Annotated in this window: 15 protein-coding genes and 1 tRNA gene; 5 read left to right on the top strand and 11 right to left on the bottom strand. The window is 40.7% G+C overall.

The features are described 5' to 3' along the window. Nucleotides 1-40: 40 nt before the first annotated feature. From JWR87_RS17200 to JWR87_RS17175, 6 genes are all read right to left on the bottom strand, one after another. On the bottom strand, nt 41-247 hold the full coding sequence (locus tag JWR87_RS17200; protein ID WP_297822461.1) for a hypothetical protein: 207 nt from the start codon (nt 245-247) through the stop codon (nt 41-43). A 275-nt stretch (nt 248-522) separates the two neighbouring features. Further along, the gene (gene clpX / locus JWR87_RS17195; RefSeq protein ID WP_297822459.1) at nt 523-1,758 is read right to left on the bottom strand and encodes an ATP-dependent Clp protease ATP-binding subunit ClpX; all 1,236 of its coding nucleotides are present in this window, start codon (nt 1,756-1,758) and stop codon (nt 523-525) included. Between the two features lie 163 nt (nt 1,759-1,921). Further along, a complete protein-coding gene (locus tag JWR87_RS17190; protein WP_297822457.1) occupies nt 1,922-2,557 on the bottom strand; it encodes an ATP-dependent Clp protease proteolytic subunit in 636 nt (211 codons plus the stop codon). Nucleotides 2,558-2,658: 101 nt separating this feature from the next. Beyond that, nucleotides 2,659-3,351 carry an ATP-dependent Clp protease proteolytic subunit gene (locus tag JWR87_RS17185; protein WP_297822454.1) on the bottom strand — a complete coding sequence of 231 codons (693 nt, stop codon included), beginning with the start codon at nt 3,349-3,351 and terminating at the stop codon, nt 2,659-2,661. 204 nt (nt 3,352-3,555) lie between these two features. Further along, nucleotides 3,556-4,917, bottom strand: coding sequence for a trigger factor (gene tig, locus JWR87_RS17180; protein WP_297822452.1), 1,362 nt, complete (start codon nt 4,915-4,917; stop codon nt 3,556-3,558). A 527-nt stretch (nt 4,918-5,444) separates the two neighbouring features. Then, nucleotides 5,445-5,526 (bottom strand) — tRNA-Leu (locus JWR87_RS17175). Nucleotides 5,527-5,823: 297 nt separating this feature from the next. On the opposite strand from JWR87_RS17175, the gene nadB reads away from it, so the two are divergent. Together nadB and JWR87_RS17165 are read left to right on the top strand one after the other, a co-directional pair. Further along, nucleotides 5,824-7,446 carry an L-aspartate oxidase gene (gene nadB / locus JWR87_RS17170; protein WP_297822450.1) on the top strand — a complete coding sequence of 541 codons (1,623 nt, stop codon included), beginning with the start codon at nt 5,824-5,826 and terminating at the stop codon, nt 7,444-7,446. 33 nt (nt 7,447-7,479) lie between these two features. After that, entirely contained in the window at nt 7,480-8,328 is an 849-nt protein-coding gene (locus JWR87_RS17165) for an aminotransferase class IV (RefSeq protein ID WP_297822448.1), read from the top strand. Nucleotides 8,329-9,168: 840 nt separating this feature from the next. On the opposite strand, the gene JWR87_RS17160 is transcribed toward JWR87_RS17165, so the two are convergent. After that, complete coding sequence (locus JWR87_RS17160) at nt 9,169-11,139, bottom strand: M1 family metallopeptidase (protein ID WP_297822446.1); 1,971 nt, start codon at nt 11,137-11,139, stop codon at nt 9,169-9,171. A 315-nt stretch (nt 11,140-11,454) separates the two neighbouring features. Between JWR87_RS17160 and JWR87_RS17155 the strand changes: the two genes are divergently transcribed. Beyond that, the gene (locus JWR87_RS17155) at nt 11,455-12,519 is read left to right on the top strand and encodes a saccharopine dehydrogenase NADP-binding domain-containing protein (RefSeq protein ID WP_297822444.1); all 1,065 of its coding nucleotides are present in this window, start codon (nt 11,455-11,457) and stop codon (nt 12,517-12,519) included. Nucleotides 12,520-12,753: 234 nt separating this feature from the next. Here JWR87_RS17155 and ispG read toward each other — a convergent pair whose 3' ends face one another. The 4 genes from ispG to JWR87_RS17135 all read right to left on the bottom strand — a co-directional run bounded on the left by ispG (nt 12,754) and on the right by JWR87_RS17135 (nt 17,390). Then, nucleotides 12,754-14,802: a (E)-4-hydroxy-3-methylbut-2-enyl-diphosphate synthase gene (gene ispG / locus JWR87_RS17150; RefSeq protein WP_297822442.1), complete on the bottom strand. Its 2,049-nt coding sequence runs from the start codon at nt 14,800-14,802 to the stop codon at nt 12,754-12,756. Nucleotides 14,803-14,879: 77 nt separating this feature from the next. After that, nucleotides 14,880-15,509 carry a tetratricopeptide repeat protein gene (locus JWR87_RS17145; protein WP_297822440.1) on the bottom strand — a complete coding sequence of 210 codons (630 nt, stop codon included), beginning with the start codon at nt 15,507-15,509 and terminating at the stop codon, nt 14,880-14,882. Continuing rightward, nucleotides 15,497-16,507 (bottom strand): VWA domain-containing protein, encoded by a 1,011-nt coding sequence (locus tag JWR87_RS17140; RefSeq protein WP_297822438.1) that lies wholly within the window; start codon nt 16,505-16,507, stop codon nt 15,497-15,499. The genes JWR87_RS17145 and JWR87_RS17140 overlap by 13 nt, the downstream gene beginning before the upstream one ends. Before the next feature lie 67 nt (nt 16,508-16,574). After that, on the bottom strand, nt 16,575-17,390 hold the full coding sequence (locus JWR87_RS17135; protein WP_297822436.1) for a penicillin-binding transpeptidase domain-containing protein: 816 nt from the start codon (nt 17,388-17,390) through the stop codon (nt 16,575-16,577). A 200-nt stretch (nt 17,391-17,590) separates the two neighbouring features. On the opposite strand from JWR87_RS17135, the gene JWR87_RS17130 reads away from it, so the two are divergent. Next, nucleotides 17,591-19,123: a GH3 auxin-responsive promoter family protein gene (locus JWR87_RS17130; RefSeq protein ID WP_297822434.1), complete on the top strand. Its 1,533-nt coding sequence runs from the start codon at nt 17,591-17,593 to the stop codon at nt 19,121-19,123. A 544-nt stretch (nt 19,124-19,667) separates the two neighbouring features. Beyond that, on the top strand, nt 19,668-20,377 hold a 710-nt coding region (gene fabG / locus JWR87_RS17125; protein ID WP_297822432.1), incomplete at its 3' end, for a 3-oxoacyl-[acyl-carrier-protein] reductase.

Genomic DNA, 20,377 nt, shown 5'->3' with positions numbered 1-20,377 from the left:
TTATACCAGCCCCTTTTTTATGCTATTATAAGTAACCAGGTTATTGACCGAATCCTCCAAATCCTCCAAAACCCGAACCGCCGGAGTTGGAACCGGCGCCACCACCGGAAGTGAAGAGTTGATCTACTGCGCCACCAAGCATGGGAAACTTTTCTTTAACAAAATCAGCAATTGTTTCAACTGCTTTTTGTGCCTGCTCAGGACTAAGTCCTGCTTTTTGAGTTAAACGTTCTACTATTTCGTTCATAATGTAAAATTTAATTGCAATTTAATGAATGGGAAATGTATAAAAAGTATTCTAACAGCGGAAAGAGCGGTGCAGGAGAACCGGAAAGGGTTTTGATTGAATTTGGGACTTACAGATATAATGTGAAAAAGGCCAAATAGCGATATGCAAGTACAAGTGAGTGACACAACAATGCCGATTGAAGCCGATTAGTTGATAATAAAAAAATAGTTTTTATAAAGAAGGCAAAAAAAAGCCCCAAAACACTTTGGGGCTTTTTTATAATTATTTACTGACTAAGCAACTTTCAACATACTCATCTTACTCTTTCCAAATTGTCTTTCGGCGTACTCCAAGGTTACATGAAGGGCTTTTTGACCAGAGCTGGGTAGCTCATACATGGCCTCCGTTAAGATGCTTTCGCAAATACTTCTTAGTCCGCGAGCTCCCAACTTGTATTCCATAGCTTTTGTTACCATGAAATCATAAACATCATTGTCAATTGTGAGGGTAATATTTTCGATTTCGAACAAGCGGTTATACTGCTTAATAATACTGTTTTTAGGCTCGGTTAAGATCGCCCTCAGCGTTTCCGCATCCAGAGGATTTAAGTAAGTAACGACCGGAAGACGACCTAATAGCTCGGGGATTAAGCCAAAAGACTTTAGATCTTGCGCATTTATAAACTGCAGTAAATTCTTTCTTTGGTAGTCCTGCAGTTGTTTATTTACGTTAAAGCCGATTGCATTGGTATTTACGCGTCGTGCAATAACCTTATCAATTCCATCAAAAGCGCCGCCACAAATAAACAGGATATTTTGTGTGTTTACTTTAATCATCTTTTGCTCAGGATGCTTTCGACCTCCCTGCGGCGGCACCAGCACTTCGGTGCCCTCCAGCATTTTTAATAATCCCTGCTGAACACCTTCACCACTAACATCACGGGTAATAGACGGATTGTCTCCTTTACGGGCAATCTTATCAATTTCATCAATATATACTATTCCTCTTTCTGCTGAATTTACATCGTAATTGCAGTTTTGTAATAAACGTGTTAGCATGCTTTCCACGTCTTCACCAACGTAACCTGCTTCAGTAAATACGGTTGCATCTACTATGGCAAAAGGAACATTTAAAAGGCGCGCAATGGTTTTAGCAAGAAGTGTTTTGCCGGTACCAGTTTCGCCGACCATGATTATATTGCTCTTATCAATTTCTATATCGGACTCTGTCTGGCGATATTGCAAACGCTTGTAGTGATTGTAAACCGCAACCGCCAGCACCTTCTTAGCGTCATCCTGCCCTATAATGTACTCATCCATAAACTTCTTTATTTCCATTGGCTTACGAACAGTAAGCTTGAAAGAAGCAGGCTGAGATTCTGTTTTTAACTGCAATTCCTGTGAAATGATTTCCTGCGCATGTTCTACACAGTTTTCACAAATGTGTCCATCCTGGCCAGCGATAAGGATCTTAACCTCATCCCGGCTTCTTCCGCAGAAAGAACAGTGTAAATGACTTTGTTTAGGCATAAGATAAAATTATCCTTTTCACAGGAATGTATATAATAAAAGAAGGATAGAGTTGCAAAATTTCTACTTATTCAGTGATAGAACTGCAAATTTACAAAAAACCGCTACTAAACAGGCCTAAATAAAAAGCCTATTGTAGTAGCGGGAGCATTTTAACAAAAACCTACAGTTTCTCTAATATGTTGTCGGCAATTCCATATTCCACAGCTTCTTTTGCGTCCATCCAATAGTCGCGGTCAAAGTCTTTCATAATCTGTTCGAACGACTTGCCGCAGTTTTCAGCTAATATTCTTGCACCCAACTCTTTCGTTTTTTGCGTTTGCACAGCTTGTATTTCGAGGTCTGCACTTGTTCCCTGGTAATAACCACCCAAACTTGGTTGATGTATCATTACCTCGCCATGAGGATAAATAAAGCGTTTGCCTTTTTCACCCACGCTTAATAAAATAGATCCCATACTGGCTGCAAGACCCATACAAATAGTACTTACAGGAGAGCTGATTAGCTTAATCGTGTCATAAATAACCATGCCGCTCGTAACTACTCCACCAGGGCTATTTATATAAAATTTTATTTCTTCGCCGGGCTTATCCGTGTCTAATAATAAAAGCTTGCTTACTACATCTCTTGCACTTTTGTCATCAACAACTCCCCATAGATAAACGCTTCTTTTCTCGAAGAATTGTTTTTCCATCTTTTTTGCTAAAAGTTTACTTTCTACAGAAGGTTGTTCTTCTTTAGGTTTTTCCTCTTCATCATCCATTCTAAAAGAGTTGGTTGTATATTTTGATGTAATCATTGTATTGAAAATGTTTGTTTTAAAAATAGGTGGCTCTGAAAAAGCAAAAAGCAAAAATTAAAACTGTTCTTCTTTTTACTTTTTATTTTACTCAGGCTTGCTTAATCTTTATTCTGCTTTCGTGGATTTATAAGCAATACCTCGTCTACAAGGCCATAGGCCTTTGCTTCTTCTGCACTCATCCAGTAGTCTCTATCGCTGTCTTTTGCTACTTCCTCAGCAGTTTTTCCTGCGTGAAAAGCAATGATCTCGTATAGTTCCTTTTTAATTTTCTTAATCTCATTTACTGTTATCAAAATGTCGCTTGCTTGTCCACCTATTCCGCCACTTGGCTGGTGCATCATTACACGGCTATGTTTTAGAGCGGTTCGCTTTCCTTTTACACCCGCGCACATCAACACGGCTCCCATGCTTGCAGCCATACCTGTACAGATTGTAGATACATCCGGACCTATAAATTGCATAGTGTCGTAAATACCAAGACCAGCATATACACTGCCACCAGGACTGTTGATATACATCTGAATATCGCGACCGCGATCTGTACTTTCAAGAAAAAGCAATTGAGCAGTAACAATGTTTGCTACGTAATCATTTATTCCTTCGCCTAAAAAAATAATTCTATCCATCATCAGACGGCTAAACACGTCCATGCTGGCGACGTTCATTGGCCTTTCTTCAATGATATAAGGAGTAAGATTCGTAACCTGGTGTTGCTGAAAATTATGCAGTGTGGCGCTGCTTATACCATGATCTTTCACAGCATATTTTTCGAACTCTTTTCCAAAATTCATTTATAAAAATTTATTTAAGTGAATATAAGTGTTGTTAGTTAATAGGTTATCCTTTCATTCAAATACTATGCAAAACAAGAAATGCGACAAAATAGCACTCACAAACCCTCCGTTATTTCAATTGTTCGGTCTTTTACAAACGACTGTATGCAAAAAAATAAGGCCAGACCTTCGCCTGACCTTATTTTTAATAGTTGTGCTGCCTTAATGGCTATGATTATGCTGCATAGCAGTTAATTCATCAGGAGATACCACATCTTCAATCACATTCACTTGCTGCTCCAGCGCGTTGAATAACTTCGTTGTCTGTAGCTGATAGTAAGTGTTTTCAATGAACTTTTTGTCTTTAAGCATGCTGTCTGCATAGCTATCCAGCCATGGCGCATCCTCTAAACTTTGCCCGCCCATATAACCGAGGATCTGCTGCTTCGCAAACTCTTTAATTTCGGCCGGATCTACATTTATTTCATTCTGGGTAGTAAGCTGTGTGGTAATTAAAGTCCACTTCAAAGAGTTGGCAAAAGTTGGATATTCCTTTTCTGCCTCTTCGGCAGTTTTAGGTTCTTCCTGTCCCTGCTGCATCCAGCGCTTTAAAAAATCTTCGGGGAATTCGATTTGTGTATGGTCTATCAATTGGTGATAGATCTGGTCATGCAACTGGTTACGGCTTTGTGCATCCCATGTAGCTTCTATACCTTCTTTTACGGCCATACGAAAATCATCTTCATTTGTTATATCTCTTCCGGGAAAAGCCTGCGCAAAGAATTCTTCATTCATTTCAGGCTTTTCTACCAGGCCCACTTTAGTAATGGTCATCTTGAAATACTTATCAGCTGCACCTTCTTCATTTACCGCAATGCCCAAGTCGCTGGTGATCCACTCTCTTTCTTTTTCTTCAAAAGCTGTATTTAATTGCAATACCACTGTATTATCTTTTCTCTTACCCATTAACTGTGGTCTAAACGCTGCTGCAAAGTACTTTACAAGTACAGAATTGCCTTTGTTTATACCACCTTCCAATTCATTTCCTTCGGCATCACTTTCAGCAAATGTTACGTTTAGCACGTTTTCTTCGGTGGTTACTTCTTCAGGGTCCGTCATCTTGCCGTGCCGTACCTTTAAGCGCTCTACTTCTTCTTCAATCATTTCATCTGTTACATTCACCTTGTGACGGGTAACGGTAATACTCTTAACATCAATATCAATAGCAGGCTTTAAACCTATTTCAAAGGCAAATGCATAATCTGCAGGATTATTCATGTCCAGTTGTCGCGCGTCTGCTTCAACAGGTAATGGCTGTGCAAAAATGTCCAGCTTCTCATCCTGCATGTATTTGTTTAATTCTTTCTCTACTGTACGAAGCACCTCTTCAGTAAATACACCCGATCCGTGCATTTTCTTTATCATTCCTGCCGGAACCATTCCTTTACGAAATCCCGGGATGTTTGCAGTTTTAGCGTATTTTTTCAGCGATTGTTCAAACGCGGGCATGTAATCATTTTTCGACAGCGTAACAGTTAACTTGTCTGTCAGCTTACCTATATTCTCTCTTGAAACAGTTGCCATACTAAATTTATTTATGTAAATATTTAAAAAGACTTCGGGCAAACGGGAAAGCTTGCTGAAATTTTTGGGTTGCGAAGGTAAGTTTTAGAGCCGAAAAAAATATGTATTATAATTTTATCTACTTTAAAACCGCTTTTTGGTATTGGTGCAAGTTATTTTTGGGTTATCAGCAGAGTATTTTTCATGCAGCTTTTGTTGCGACGCTCCGTTCGTCAGTATGTTTCTGTTGAACATTTGTCTTTGTACAAAATGCCTTTATACCACTAAAATTTATAGTTGCAGAAAAGAATATGGGTATAGTAACGACATTATTATGCTTTAGTGCTTCGAGAACCAGGAATGTTACCAATTAAAATCGTAGAGGTGAAACGACTGTAAGAGCTAAACTGATTGAACAAGTTATCCATGAGCTTGGAAAAGAAATGCTAAGGATTTAAATATCTACGAAAGGAAAAACGACTTCTACTGTTTTAAGCGGCGCAATTTCATCAATAAAAAAAGGACCTTCTTTCGAAGGTCCTTTTTTGTGCGGATGATAGGGGTCGAACCTACATGCCTTGCGGCGCTAGATCCTAAGTCTAGTGCGTCTGCCAATTTCGCCACATCCGCGGGGTTGCAAAAGTAGGGGTTTTCATAAAAACAAAAGACACGATTTATTAAAAAGTTTAAAAAAAGCTCCATTCTATTAATTGCAGTCCCTGTTACGGTACCGCTTGCTCCCTCTACATATGCCGTACACGAGTGCGACGCAACAAAAGCTACACAGTAGTTATAAAGACGGCCTCATCATAACTTTACTTATCCCTTTACTTATCGCGCTTCACTTTCCTCAACTTTATCTTAAAGACATTTATCTTTAAAAATTATTTAAAGCAGAATAAATCAATCAAGCAAGAAACGAATTGCATGCAAACAGACTTTCTGGTAATAGGCAGCGGAATAGCAGGACTTACATACGCACTAAAAGTTGCAGAAGCAAAACCCGGCAAGCAGGTAACCGTAATAACGAAAGCCCATTCGGATGAAACAAATACCAAGTATGCACAAGGTGGTATAGCCGGGGTTTGGGACGACGAAAATGACAGCTACCAAAAACATATAGAAGATACCCTTATTGCGGGCGACGGACTTTGCAATGAAAAAATTGTAGAAATTGTTGTTAAGGAAGGTCCGGAAAGAATAAGGGAAATTATTGAGTGGGGGGCACAATTTGACAAGGACCCGGACGGTGATTATACACTAGGCAAAGAGGGCGGGCATAGTGTAAACCGAATCTTGCATCATAAGGACGTTACAGGAAGAGAGATGGAAAGAGCGCTCATCCAAAAAATACAAAGCCTTCCTAATATTACGCTAATCAACCATTGTTTTGTAATTGATCTGATAACCCAACATCACCTGGGTTACCTGGTTACAAAATCTACTTTAGACATTCAATGTTATGGTGTGTATGTTCTTAACTTAGAAAGTAACGATATAGAAAAAATTATTTCGAGGGTTACTGTTTTGGCCACTGGTGGAAACGGTCAGGCCTATAGAACCACCACCAATCCTATTATAGCAACCGGTGATGGGGTGGCAATGGTGTACCGCGCAAAGGGCAGAATTGAAAACATGGAATTTATCCAGTTTCATCCGACTGCTTTGTTTCAGCCGGGCGAATCGCCTTCTTTTTTAATTACGGAAGCTGTAAGGGGCGACGGCGGCATACTTAGAAATAAGTTTGGCGAACCATTTATGGAGCGGTATGACGAACGAAGGGATCTTGCTCCGCGAGACATTGTTGCCCGGGCAATTGACAGCGAAATGAAAAAAAATGGTACGGAGCATGTCTTTCTTGACTGCCGACACATGCCCCTTGACAAATTTATTCATCACTTTCCTAACATATATGAAAAATGTTTGAGCATAGGCATTGACGTTTCAAAAGATATGATACCCGTTGCACCGGCGGCACACTATAGTTGCGGAGGTATTAAAACAGATGAGTTGGGCAGGACTTCAATTAAAAACCTTTTTGCATGTGGGGAGTGCGCAAGTACCGGCTTGCATGGGGCCAACCGCCTTGCCAGCAATAGTCTTCTGGAGGCAATGGTGTTTGGGCATAGAGCATATTTACAGTCAATCGAAAAATTTGAGGAACTGGAGGCCTTACACCCGGTGGGAGCTGTACAGGAAGAAGCAAATATTCCTGATTGGAACGCTGAAGGTACAAGGGAACCTAAAGAGATGATCCTGATTACCCAAAGCCTTAAAGAGCTGCAACAAATAATGAGTGATTATGTGGGTATTGTTAGAACCAATGTTCGTTTGACAAGAGCTTTAAAAAGGTTGGACCTGTTGTTTGAGGAAACGGAAGATTTGTACCGATCTACTAAAGTTTCCCCTCAATTGTGCGAACTTAGAAACCTTATTAGTGTGGGATATCTTATTGTAAAAGGTGCTTCTTTCAGAAAAGAAAGTCGCGGTTTACATTTCAATACTGATTATCCTGAAAAGAGTGGCTTGAAGGAAAATATTATAATGTAGCAGTTGTTGACAAAATTGAATAAACGAGCAGAAATGATTGTATTTATAAACGACCGTTTAGTTGATGAAAAGGAAGCTTTCATTGGTATAAGTGATCTTTCGGTTCAGAGAGGTTTTGGCATTTTTGATTTTTTCCGGACCTGCAATCATGTACCTCTTTTTTTAGATGACTATCTTGACAGATTTTACAATTCCGCTACTCAGCTACGTCTTGAGCCACCACATAGCAGGGCGGATTTAAGGAAGATTATTTTTGAAATGATTGATAGGAATAAGATTGCGACTTCAGGTTTTAAACTGATCCTGACAGGAGGATATTCTGTGGATGGCTTTGAACCAGGAAAGCCTAATTTGATTATTACCCAACAACCAATAGAGATCTCTCCCGAGGAAAGATTTGAGAAAGGAATTAAGATAATACTGCATGAATATTTGCGTGACCTGGCGTCGGTAAAATCAATCAACTACATGATGGCTATTTATCTTCGCGATAAGCTCGTATCTAAGCAAGCTGATGATGTACTTTATTACAAAGACGACGAGGTATTTGAGTTTCCGAGGTCAAATGTGTTTGTCGTAACAAAACACGGTGCAGTTGTAACACCTGCAGAAAACGTTTTACATGGAATTACAAGAAAGAAGGTATTGGAAATTGCTGGTAAAAAATTTATGGCAGAAGCCCGTATGGTAACTACTGAGGATTTGAAGGATGCTGCTGAAGTATTTTTAACCAGTACAACTAAAAGGCTTTTACCGGTTTTACAAATTGATGATGTTATTGTTGGTGATGGAAAACCAGGAGCAATCACAAGAGCACTTTATAACTCTTTTCGGAAATTAGAAGATGAATATTGCCAACGCCCTTTTTCACCCCTTAGTTGATCCCGTAATTTTGACACCTGGAAGAGTAGAAAATCAAAAAAAAAGGAATTAAAACAGGTAGCTGACAAGGGTTTTTGCTGCAAAAAGTTGTACAAGTACAAGTGTGCGACGCAACGATGTAGCAAAAAGAACTGATGTTTGGTTCAAAAAAAAATCCAGATAAATATTTAATAGGACATTCTACTACCCTGCACGTAGCTGTACTTATTCCGCAATGCTTCTTTCACCATCATTTGCGTTCATCATTGCTGTAATAACAATTCAAAATAGAATCCGTTGGTTCGTTACCCTTGCTAATAGATGTAACCTTTCTTCGGTACTGCGGTTAAATTAAAAAGGAAAGTGCTTGTTTCGCTTATTGAAAGGCCGAAAGCGCCTATCACTTTATGTACCACTCTTTGTAATAATGCAGCAAATGATCGGGTATAAGATGGGTACGGGAAATATTGGGTTCAGGAAGACATTAGACAGGTTAAAGACAATTCAGGTAACGGTAATCGTTGTTCAATTCTTCTCCGGTTCCTGACAGCGAGTTAAAAATTGTAGGGGTAGTAATACAATTTTGAACTTGAAGCTATGATGTACAAACCGTGAATAATTCCAACAAGGGATTAAAATTGCCTTGTTTTGGCGGTATGTGTATGGGAGTAAATTGTTTTCGTACACCTCATCTAACTCGCTCCTTAATGACACAATCAGCCTAAGCTGTTACCACCATTTCTAACACTCTTTTGCGTCGGGCACCCCGTATAGCAGTGCCAGATGTTTGATGCACACAAAATAAAAAAGCGGAGGTTGCTCCCCGCTTTTCTACTATAAATACAAAAGGTTTTTTACCCGTTACAGGTTGGTTGCCCATATATTGTTAGCTTCATTTATATCCGGTAATCTTTTGCCCGGATCGACAACCACAGAGGTTATTTTGTCTGTAGAATTTACCCTAAACGTCCACTTGCTGCCATGATGCCACACTTCAACCGGCAGTTTTATAAGTTCGGTTTTTCCGTTTGCCTGGGTTACCTGTACGGTTACCGGCAAAGGCATCATTTGTAACAATTCTATTGTTACCAAACCGCCCCTTGCCGGATCCCTTTCTATATATCTTACATCTGCTACACCTACATCGAACTTCCAGTTATTTATAAACCAGCCGCGCCAGAACCAGTCGAGCGTTTCTCCGCTATAATTCTCAATGGTGCGAAAGAAATCCCACGGGGTAGGGTGCTTAAAAGCCCAGCTATTTATGTAGTAACGAAAAGCCTTATCAAACCTTTCCTGGCCAAGAATTTCTTCGCGCAACAACAGAAGGCCCAATGCAGGCTTGTTATAACTATTGATACCCCAGTTCATGGGAGAGTTGACATCAGGAATATTAAAAATGCTTTCTGTTCTATCTGAAAAATATTGCTTCGCCAGGGCGTACCTGCCGGTGGTGTCGTTGCCAAACTCACCGTTGTTATAAGTTGTGTTGGCTATGGTGTTTATGAAGGTATTAAAGCCTTCATCCATCCATGCGTACTTTCGTTCGTTACTTCCGACGATCATAGGAAACCAGTTGTGACCAAACTCATGGCTCGTAACGCCCCAAAGGCTTTTTTTCCTGGCTCTGAGACTACAAAAAACAATTCCCGGGTATTCCATTCCGCCGACTCCACCGGCCACGTTTACGGCAACGGGGTAGGTGTATGGATACCATTGGTTTGAGTAATGTTCAAGTGATCCTTTCACAAACTCAGTAGAACGGCCCCATGCTGTGTCGCCCGCGCTTTCTACAGGGTACACCGACATTGCTAAAGCAGTTTTATTATTTGGAAGGTTCATTTTAGCCGCGTCCCAAATAAACGCTTTACTAGCTGCCCATGCAATATCGCGTGCGTTCTGGCACTTAAATCTCCAGGTTAATTTGCTTTTGCCGGCCGGGCGCGAAAGAGGGTTTGTAACTTCGCTTTCATCCCTGATCATTATTGTTTTGTTGCTTTGTTTTGCCTGCTTTAACCTGTTTACTTGTGCAGCAGTTAAAACCTCGGTTGGGTTTTGTAACTCACCAGAGCCAACAATTATGTGGCTGGCAGGCGCCGTAATGTTGTATTCAAAGTTGCCGTATTCAAGATAAAATTCACCTTGGCCCAGGTAAGGTAACGTGTTCCAGCCCTGCACATTATCAAACACGCACATTCTGGGGTACCATTGTGCAACCTCATAAATCCATCCATTTCTTGTTTGTACCCGGCCAAGACGGTCGGTACCGTATTCGGGGATAATAAAGGAATAATTGATCTTAACCTGTACTGAGTCACCATTTGCTTTTACAGCCTGGGGCAGTTGTACCTGTAGGCGTGTGTCGGAAATAAGATAATCTGCTTTTGTTTCTCTGCCTGCCTTTACAATACTTACTGATTGAATATTGTAGCCTCCGTTAAAGTTCTGATTAGCCCATCTGCCCCCGCCTGTTGCTGTTTGTGCAACTCCAAGCGACTCCACCTTGTAAATGTTTTGATCGGCCTGCAACCATAGAAATGGCAAGCTTTGAGGGCTGTTATTTTTGTAAGTAATCAATACGGTTCCAGTAACGGAGTGATTGGCGTCATCGAGCGTTACGTCAATTTTATAGTTTGCCGCGTTTTGCCAGTACTTAGGACCGGGAGTTCCCAAAGAAGTACGAAACTCATCGCCGTAGTTCGGATAAAATTCCGGGTTAAAAGCCTGGTGCCGGTCGAAAATAGAAGTAGCTGCCGGCAGGCTAATATTAAGCTGGGCAAAAAGACTAGTGTTGAAAAGCAATGCACAACAAAGAGCAATGGATAATTTCATTGGTTATAACTGATTTTAAAAGCAATATTTTTAAAAATTGGATAAATCTCTTACCGGCAAATATCCTTCCATTTGCAGAAAAGGTAGCTTTTTTAGATTTTAATTAATGCAGTGATAATTAGATGCTGAACCTTATAAATAGGATGCCCGCCAGGAAGCAGCCGGATTAAACAGAACTGTTGAAAATAGCATTTCGGGGCCAAACTTTTTATCGATTTTTGCTATTGTATCTTAAATAGACAAAAGGTGGGAAGACTTTTTTTCTCTCCAGGTGTACTTAAAGCGCTTCTCATAATTTGTTAGTACTTTTCATTTATGCAACAGAACCAATTTTTACTTTACGGGGCAAATGGCTATACGGGTGAACTGATAGCAAGGTTTGCTTCAGAATATGATCTGCAACCCATTCTTGCGGGAAGACGCAAAGAGGCGGTGAAAGTTTTAGCTGACAAACTTACAATGCCTTACAAAGTATTTGATCTTAGCGATACCGCTGCGTTGGAAGCTGCACTACGCGAGGTAAAAGTAGTGGTGCATTGTGCTGGTCCTTTCGACCATACAGCAAAGCCAATGGCGGATGCATGTTTAAAAACGGGGGCGCACTACCTGGACATTAATGGCGATATGGATGTGTATGAGTTGTTGTATTCTTACAATGAGTCTGCAAAAAAAGCTGGAGTTATGATTATGTCGGGGGCCGGGTTCGACGTTGTTCCGACTGATTGTACTGCACTGTTTCTAAAAAAGTTATTGCCGTCTGCTACCTCGTTACAGTTGGCTTTTGCCACACCAGGCGGAGGGCTTTCTCACGGAACTGCTACCACCACGGTGCAGAAATTAGGCGAACCGGGAGCAGTAAGGAAAGATGGCAAGCTTACACCTGTTCCGGTAGGTCATAAGGGAATGAGAGTTGATTTTGGGGGAGGGCAAAAGTTGTTTGTAATGGGCCTGCCATGGGGCGACGTATATACCGCTTATCTTACTACAGGCATCCCTGATATAGAAAGTTATACTGCCGTACCTCCCGCAGCTTACTGGCTGTTGAAGTTCCAGTTTTTGTTTAACTGGCTTTTGCGAACCTCGCTGGTAAAGAATCTTGTCAAAAAGAAAATTGACAAGGCCCCCGCCGGTTTGAATGATTCCAAGAGGGAAAAAGCAACCAGCTTGGTTTGGGGGAAAGTGACAGATAAAGCAGGAAACACAAGAACAGCGAGATTGTCAGGACCCGATGCTTATACACTTACTGCTTATTGCACGTTGCTTATCGCCAAAAAAATATTAGAGGGTAATTTTAAAGCAGGATACCAAACACCTGCCGGGGCTTATGGAGAAGATTTGATAATGGAGATTAACGGGGTAAAGAGGGAAATAGTAGATTAATAAATAAATGAAATTTTTATAATTCCAGCTATTGTTTTCATAGCGGCATCGTTGCGTCGCAATCACTTCGTCGGCATATCAATTAGCATCTGTCCTTTTATTTCAAGCCGGGTAAAAAAACAGGTGCTGATTGATGAATAAAAAATAAGCCGTTGCAGTGTGCGACGCAACGATGTTTAATTGAAAACCAATAGCCGGTACCAAAAGAAAAAAACTTAGGCTAAAAAACCATTCTTAAACAGCCGGCTCGACCCATGCATCACTTTCTTTTAGCAGCATGATTAATTCTGACACGGCAATATCGCTGTTTACATTACGCTTTACCACCTCTTTACCACGGTACAAAGTAATCTTACCCACACCGCTGCCTACATAGCCGAAATCGGCATCAGCCATCTCGCCCGGACCGTTTACAATACAACCCATGATGGCAATTTTAACCCCCTTTAAATGGTTGGTAACTGCACGAATTTTTGCTGTGGTTTCCTGCAAATCAAAAAGGGTTCGACCGCAGGAAGGGCAGGAGATATACTCAGTTTTAGAAATGCGAGTGCGGGTTGCCTGCAAAATGCTAAAAGCTGTTGAATTGATAAACTGTTCGACAGTTGAATTGTTGAAATAGTTTCTGCCGGAAGCATTGTTTACAGAATTATTGTAAGCATTGCTGTTCATACCAAGACAAATGCCATCACCGAAACCGTCTAGCAAAAGAGCACCACATTCAGTAGCATAATGAATGAGATGTTCATCAGCAGTTTGCCAGTAACTGTTACAAATAATTACCGCAGGATTGTGCATGTTTCTAAGCTCTAATTCCATGAACATTCGACGGACTGCGGGCATTGGGTGAGGATGTGTGCTGCTAAGACAAAGCACGACAGTCGGGTCATTAGCGAACGCATCTAAATGAGTAAAGTCATTTACAGACGTGCTGTCGTTAAAGCAGTCAATCATTACAAAATTGAGGTGGCTTCTTATATCGGCTTTTACATAACCACTATCCTGATATATGGGAAAGTACTTTGTTTTGTCTTCGGCCTGCAGCCACGCGCTGGGATATACAATCACCTTTAATGTGCCCGGCAACGCGAAAGACAACATTTGGTTGCCGGTAAAAACATAGTCAGCAGCAGCATCGCTGATAGTCCATTTATCTGTTGCTTCATTGTAGGTATAGCCAATACTTTGCAGATGTGCCGGCGAAATTTTATCTATTTTACTAAAGTCAGCAATTACGACCGGTACATGTTTTTCTCCAATATTATCTACAGCAAAGGTGGCTCGTCTTTTATAAATAAAGGGATCGTACGGAATTTTGTCGACAGGGGGAATGACAGGGGAAGAAGTTGACAGTTGAGTGTTGACAGATGGCAGATGAGTGTTGCTGCCTGTCGTCGGCTTGGGTTCATATCTTTTAACAAGATCACGACAAACGGGTATTTCAAATTCGGGATCTTCGGTAAGGCTTACGCGAATAGTATCGCCGATGCCGTCTTCTAATAACGTACCGATGCCTGCGGCACTTTTAACCCTTCCATCTTCGCCATCACCAGCCTCGGTTACGCCGAGATGTAAAGGGTAACATTCGTTAAACTCCTGCATCATTTGCTGAATAAGCAACCGGTAAGCTTGTACCATAACCTGGGGGTTGCTACTCTTCATGCTAAGCACAATACTGTGATAACTTTCTGCTCTTGCTATACGTAAAAACTCCATCGCACTTTCTACCATGCCCATTGGCGTGTCGCCGTAGCGGCTCATAATACGATCGCTTAAACTGCCGTGATTGGTTCCAATGCGCATAGCTGTTCCATACTCGCGGCAAATTTTTACAAGAGGTGTAAAGCGCTCCCTGATGCGGTCTATTTCCTCGTTGTATTCGAGGTCGGTATATTCAATAAATTCAAACTTTTTTTTGTCGACGTAATTGCCTGGGTTAACGCGTACTTTTTCAATAATTCTCGCCGCAATCTCCGCGGCGTTGGGGGTAAAGTGTATGTCTGCAATCAACGGGGTTGTATAGCCCCGTCGTCTCAGTTCTTCTTTTATGTTGCGTAGGTTTTCTGCCTCTTTTTTGCTTGGCGCAGTGATGCGAACCAACTCAGCACCAGCTTCAATACAACGGATTGTTTGTTCAACAGTACCAATTGTATCCATGGTATCAGTAGTAGTCATGGTTTGAAGCCTTATTGGGTGGTTATTTCCCAATACCAGATCTCCAACTTTGACTTCGCGGGTAACTAATCTTTTATATTCCGTTAAGGAGTTACAATATAATTGCATGATGATATTAAATTAGGAATTGGGTACTTAGGAGTTACGAAGAAGGCTTTCAAATTGATAAATTCCTAATTGATCCGCTACCAATCTTTGCTATTTGCACCGCCGGTATTATTTTTTTTCTGGATACCCTGTTGCAGCTTTTTCTCTTCCTGTCTTAAGGAATTCAGCATTTGTTCAGCCTGTTTTTGATTGAGCTTGCTTTTATTTTTGGGCTGGTCGTTTGGCTTTTGCTTCTGGTTGTCCTTATCCTGTTTTTTCTTATCCTCCTTAGGTTGTTGCTGCTTTTTTAATTCATTTAGCGCTTTTTGCAGGTTTTGCCTTGCTTCCTCATCTGTAGGAATTAAGCGAAGAGCGTCTTTATAAGCACTTATACTTTCCTGTAATTTCTGCTGGCGTGTTAATGCAACACCTTTATTATAAACAGCTCTTGATTTTCCCGTTGCATCCTTTGCATTATCGGCTGCGCTGCTATACACTTTTTCGGCAGCTTCTGTCTTTTTACCTTTGTACAGGGCATTACCAAGATTATACATTGCAAGCGGATTCTTGTCATTTAGATCAGTAGCTTTCTGGTATTCTTCGGCAGCCTTATCATATTGTTGTCTTTTGTACAGCTCGTTGCCTTTTATTACCAAAGGCTTTTCTTGCTGACAATTAGCAACTATAGTAACGATTGCGAATAATGTTGTAAGTGCTATTTTCCCCATGTGAACCACTTCATTTTTCGTTCAGGAATAATTATTTCAAGCAAAAGGAAAATAACAGCAATCAATAAAAACCATTGGAAGAAAGAATTATAAACCCTTATCCCGGTTCCCCCTATTTGTTTCTTTTCCATTTGATCTATTGATGCAACAACCCTGCTTGCAACCTCATCTGAGGTAGAGAACAAATGATACTCGCCGCCTGTTTGTGTTGCAATAAGCTGAAGATCGTGCTCGTTTAATTTTGATACTACAGTGTTTCCACTTTCATCTTTTTTGAAATCATTCGCCCCGGGATCAAAAATGGGTGCCCCGTCAGGAGAGCCAATTCCTATAGTATGCACTACTACTCCATTGTCTTGCAAGTTTTTTACAATAGCGGTCGCCTTTTCATCATGATCTTCACCGTCAGAAATAAGTATAATTGCTTTATATTTTTTTTCCTTCGTATCTAACGAGGTATTGCATAATCTTAGTGCATCTCCAATCACAGTACCCTGAGTTGGTACAGCATCTGTACTGGCATTCGAAACATATAGTTTAGCAGCAGCAAGATCAGTTGTAAGCGGCATCTGCAGAAAAGCCTGGCCAGCAAACACTACCATTCCCATCCGGTTATTGCCCATCTTGTCTATGATCTTTCCCAGAACTTGTTTGGCTCTTTCTAAACGGTTTGGTTTAACGTCTTGTGCCAGCATGCTATTACTTACATCCAGCGCTACCATTACATCTACACCTGCCCTGTTGCCAGTATTTCCCGGCGCCGGCGTTCTCATATTTGCTGCGCCAATAATGCATAAAGCCAGGGCAGCAAGAATTAAAAGAAATTTATAATTGAAATATGTAGGAGAATAATCAGAAGTAAGTGAGTTAACCAACTCTTCATCTCCGATTTGCTTTTTTACTTTTTTCTTCCACCGAAGAACCATTACAAATAGTAATGTGACAGGAATTAGGACTAAGAGCCCGAGTAAAAAGTCTGTATTTTGAAATGATACCATTAAATAAAAAAGTGCATTTAGCGCAAGCTACACCGATGTTTACTAAGGAAAACAAAAAATGAACCAATCACATTGTGCCAGCCAGGAAACCTAGTTGTTTTAAGATTCCCTTCAAAATATTGATTCTGGTTTCAGCCATTTGCATGTTCTGCGGCCCCTCCAGATTTAATGAAAAAAAATAAGGATGTTGGTTTTCTACCACCCACCCAACTATCCAACCCAATGAGTTGCCGTTTTCACGAAAGCCCCACCCGGTTTTATAAGCAAGGGTGTAATTAGAGTTCTTCTCCATAACCATCACGTCCCTCATAATCCGCATACTCCTTTTTTGGAAAGGCAACTGATCAAAATAAAGTTTTTTAACTAACCCTAACTGTTCATCGGCGGTAACCTTTACAGAATTATCAAGCCAGAAAGTATCAACCTTTCCAATCTTTGGTTTCTGATACCTTGATCCGTAGCCCAGGGTATCAAGCCAAAATTGCATTGTGTCCTTTCCAATTCGCCTCGCTACTTCCTGGTAGTAGGGGACGGCGGAAGCCTTGAAAGCCTGTTCCATACTCAGATCGCGGTTCCATTCTGCGACATTGCGCTGTATACCATCCCACTTGATCACCATTTTTTCGTCCGTTATCTTACCGCTTTCCAGCGCAATAAGAGAGTTGATGATTTTAAATGTAGATGCAGGCAAGTAAGCGCTATCTTTAAAACGGTTTAAATTGTAGATAGTAAACTTTCCGTTACCATTATTAAACAAACCGAAAGTGCCTTGTACGTGATTATCGTCAAAGAACTTTTTAAGACTATTATCAACAATTACATTATTCTGTCCGCAAGAGGCAATAGTAAACGTCAACAATAGAAAGTATAACCAATTCCTCATTTAAAAATTTTTTGCAAAGATAGAGAACAGTAATCTGATGAATTTGTTTTGATTCTTATGTTTCAACGTTGCTAGTTCCATTGCATAACTATAGGATTAGTATTCGAGATTCATTGCCGCGGCATCGTAAGCGTTAACACAAGCTTAAATTAATCACGGCAGTTTTAGTATCATATATATATTTGCCATTAATAAATTTAATGAGACTTTTAAGCCCTGCCATATCAAGATTAGCCAGATTTAGGCTTTGGAGAATTGAACATTGGATGAATAACCCGGTGACTGTTCAGTTCGAATTATTGCAGGATTTGATAACCTCTGCCCAGTATACAGAAATCGGACGGAAATTTGGTTTCGAAAATTTATATACCCTTAAAAGTTTTAAAGAAGCCGTTCCCATTCATGAATACGACGATCTGAAACCCTACATCGAGCGGTGCATGCAAGGTGAACAGAACCTGCTTTGGAACACCCCAATAACATGGTTTGCAAAGAGTAGCGGTACAACAAGTGAGAAAAGTAAGTTCATCCCTGTCTCAGACGAGAGCCTTGAGGAGAGCCATTTTCAGGGTGCAAAAGACGTACTGACTTTATACTACAATTATAATCCTGATAGCGACCTTTTGATGGGTAAGGGTCTTGTTATTGGAGGAAGCCACCAGGTTAGTAAATTAAATGAAGAAACACAATACGGAGATCTGAGTGCGGTACTAATGCAGAATACACCTTTCTGGGGCCACTGGTTAAGAACGCCGGAATTATCTATTGCCTTATTAGACGAATGGGAGACCAAGATTGAAAAACTTGCCGAAACGACCATTGTAGAAAATGTAACCAGCATTAGTGGGGTGCCTACCTGGACGGTAGTATTAATTAAAAGAATACTCGAAATTACCGGCAAACAATACCTGAAAGAAGTTTGGCCGAACCTGGAGCTCTACATACATGGAGGCGTTTCTTTTACACCTTACAGGGAACAGTTTGAAAAACTAATTGGCGCTCCTATACACTACCTGGATCTATATAATGCGAGCGAAGGATTTTTTGCAGCCCAGAACAACCCTACTGAAGAAGGGATGCTACTGTTTTTGCAGCATGGCATTTTCTACGAGTTTATGCCTGTAGAAGAATATGGAAAGGAAAAGCCACAAACCCTGCAACTAGATGAAGTCGAAATCGGGAGGAACTATGCAGTAGTTATCAGCTCGAACGGTGGATTATGGAGATACCTTATTGGCGATACTATTCAGTTTACTTCAAAGGCTCCTTTTAAGATTAAAGTTTCAGGTCGGATAAAACACTTTATAAATGCCTTTGGCGAAGAAGTTATCGTTGACAACTCTGACCGTGCAATTGCGGCAGCCAGTGAAAAAACCGGCGCTATTGTAAAAGACTACACTGCCGGACCCATTTATTTTAGCGAGCATGGAAATGGAGGTCACGAGTGGTTAATTGAATTTGAAAAAGCTCCTTCCGACCTTGGCCTGTTTACCTACGAACTCGATACTGCTTTAAAAAACGTCAATAGCGATTATGAGGCAAAGCGCCATAAAGACATCGCGCTGAAGATGCCGGTAGTTCAGTCGCTAAAGAAGTACGTTTTCGAAGAATGGTTAAAAAGCAAGGGCAAACTCGGCGGACAGCATAAAGTGCCGCGTTTAAGTAACGATAGAAAATATATTGAAGAGATACTTGCTATTGCAAACAGCGAACAAGTAAGCAAGTGTTTTTGATAAAAAGTATAATTTGATATTTATAAGGGTACAGGCAGTTGTATTTTATAGCATCATCGTTGCGTCGCATTTCGTTCGTCTGTAAACCTTTAGCTGTACTGGCCGTTCGAATATTAAATCCCGGCCTACTTACAATCTCAATACTTCAGTTTACCAGTGTTCAAAATACTAGGGCTGGTTTTTTAGCATGGACATTCCGTCGGTATTAATTGAAGAAGGTGTTTGGTGGGTTCGGCGCGAAAATGGTTCGGCAAGACAACTTCCTTCAAATGATTGCCGGCCTCCATTCTTTCAAAGAACCTGTTTTTTCATTGTTTAGTTTACAAATACCTGGACCATATTTTTGTTTCCATTTTTTTGTTGTAAGAGCAAAAGCAAATGCTTTTGGCTACCAGGGTATTTTCTCTTTTGTTACTAAGTGCATTGCTTGTTAAGGTCATCTATTAAAAACGTGGTTGTTGACGGAAGAATAAAAAGTACAAGGGTGCGACGCAAGGATGTTCAATTTATTTACTTTTGCTCACTCCATAATTAAAACATGCATATGAAACTTCTTGAAGGGAAAGTTGCGATTGTTACAGGCGCAAGCCGCGGTATAGGCGAGGCGATTGCTTTAAAATTAGCAGCGCATGGAGCCAGTATTGCGTTTACTTATGTAAGTAGTGACGAGAAAGCAGAAGCTTTGGAAGTGCGCCTTAAAGAACTTGGCGTGAAAGCAAAAGCTTATAAAAGTAATGCAGGTGTTTTTGCGGAATGTGAGGCAATGGTAAATGCGGCAATTAAGGAATTTGGAACAATAGACGTATGTGTAAATAATGCCGGAATAAGTAAGGATAATCTTTTACTGCGTATGACCCCCGAGCAGTGGGATGATGTAATGACGACCAACCTGAAGAGTGTTTTTAATATGACCAAGCAGGTGATAAAGCCGATGATGAAAGCTAGAAAGGGCAGCATCATCAACATGAGTTCAATTATTGGAATTCGGGGTAATGCAGGGCAAAGTAGTTATGCTGCATCAAAGGCGGGTATTATTGGTTTTACAAAATCTATGGCACTTGAAGTGGGCAGCAGAAACATTCGTTGTAATGCAATAGCTCCGGGATTTGTTGAAACTGATATGACAAATTACCTTAAAGAAGGGGAGGCTTCAACAGCGTTTTTGCAAAAAATTCCACTTGGCCGTTTTGCAAAAGCAGAAGAAGTTGCAGACACTACATTATACCTTGCCAGCGATATGAGTTCGTATGTGAC

Origin of the sequence: Segetibacter sp., from assembly GCF_025963695.1 — a bacterium.
Classification (GTDB): Bacteria; Bacteroidota; Bacteroidia; order Chitinophagales; family Chitinophagaceae; genus Segetibacter.
Note: the sequence above shows the minus strand (reverse complement) of the source record. Positions and strands in the feature narration are given on the sequence as shown.

Bases quoted from the DNA above. Each gene is read 5' to 3' on its own strand.
- JWR87_RS17200 (WP_297822461.1), bottom strand. From the start codon at position 247: ATGAACGAAATAGTAGAACGTTTAACTCAAAAAGCAGGACTTAGTCCT.
- clpX (WP_297822459.1), bottom strand. From the start codon at position 1,758: ATGCCTAAACAAAGTCATTTACACTGTTCTTTCTGCGGAAGAAGCCGG.
- JWR87_RS17190 (WP_297822457.1), bottom strand. From the start codon at position 2,557: ATGATTACATCAAAATATACAACCAACTCTTTTAGAATGGATGATGAA.
- JWR87_RS17185 (WP_297822454.1), bottom strand. From the start codon at position 3,351: ATGAATTTTGGAAAAGAGTTCGAAAAATATGCTGTGAAAGATCATGGT.
- tig (WP_297822452.1), bottom strand. From the start codon at position 4,917: ATGGCAACTGTTTCAAGAGAGAATATAGGTAAGCTGACAGACAAGTTA.
- nadB (WP_297822450.1), top strand. From the start codon at position 5,824: ATGCAAACAGACTTTCTGGTAATAGGCAGCGGAATAGCAGGACTTACA.
- JWR87_RS17165 (WP_297822448.1), top strand. From the start codon at position 7,480: ATGATTGTATTTATAAACGACCGTTTAGTTGATGAAAAGGAAGCTTTC.
- JWR87_RS17160 (WP_297822446.1), bottom strand. From the start codon at position 11,139: ATGAAATTATCCATTGCTCTTTGTTGTGCATTGCTTTTCAACACTAGT.
- JWR87_RS17155 (WP_297822444.1), top strand. From the start codon at position 11,455: ATGCAACAGAACCAATTTTTACTTTACGGGGCAAATGGCTATACGGGT.
- ispG (WP_297822442.1), bottom strand. From the start codon at position 14,802: ATGCAATTATATTGTAACTCCTTAACGGAATATAAAAGATTAGTTACC.
- JWR87_RS17145 (WP_297822440.1), bottom strand. From the start codon at position 15,509: ATGGGGAAAATAGCACTTACAACATTATTCGCAATCGTTACTATAGTT.
- JWR87_RS17140 (WP_297822438.1), bottom strand. From the start codon at position 16,507: ATGGTATCATTTCAAAATACAGACTTTTTACTCGGGCTCTTAGTCCTA.
- JWR87_RS17135 (WP_297822436.1), bottom strand. From the start codon at position 17,390: ATGAGGAATTGGTTATACTTTCTATTGTTGACGTTTACTATTGCCTCT.
- JWR87_RS17130 (WP_297822434.1), top strand. From the start codon at position 17,591: ATGAGACTTTTAAGCCCTGCCATATCAAGATTAGCCAGATTTAGGCTT.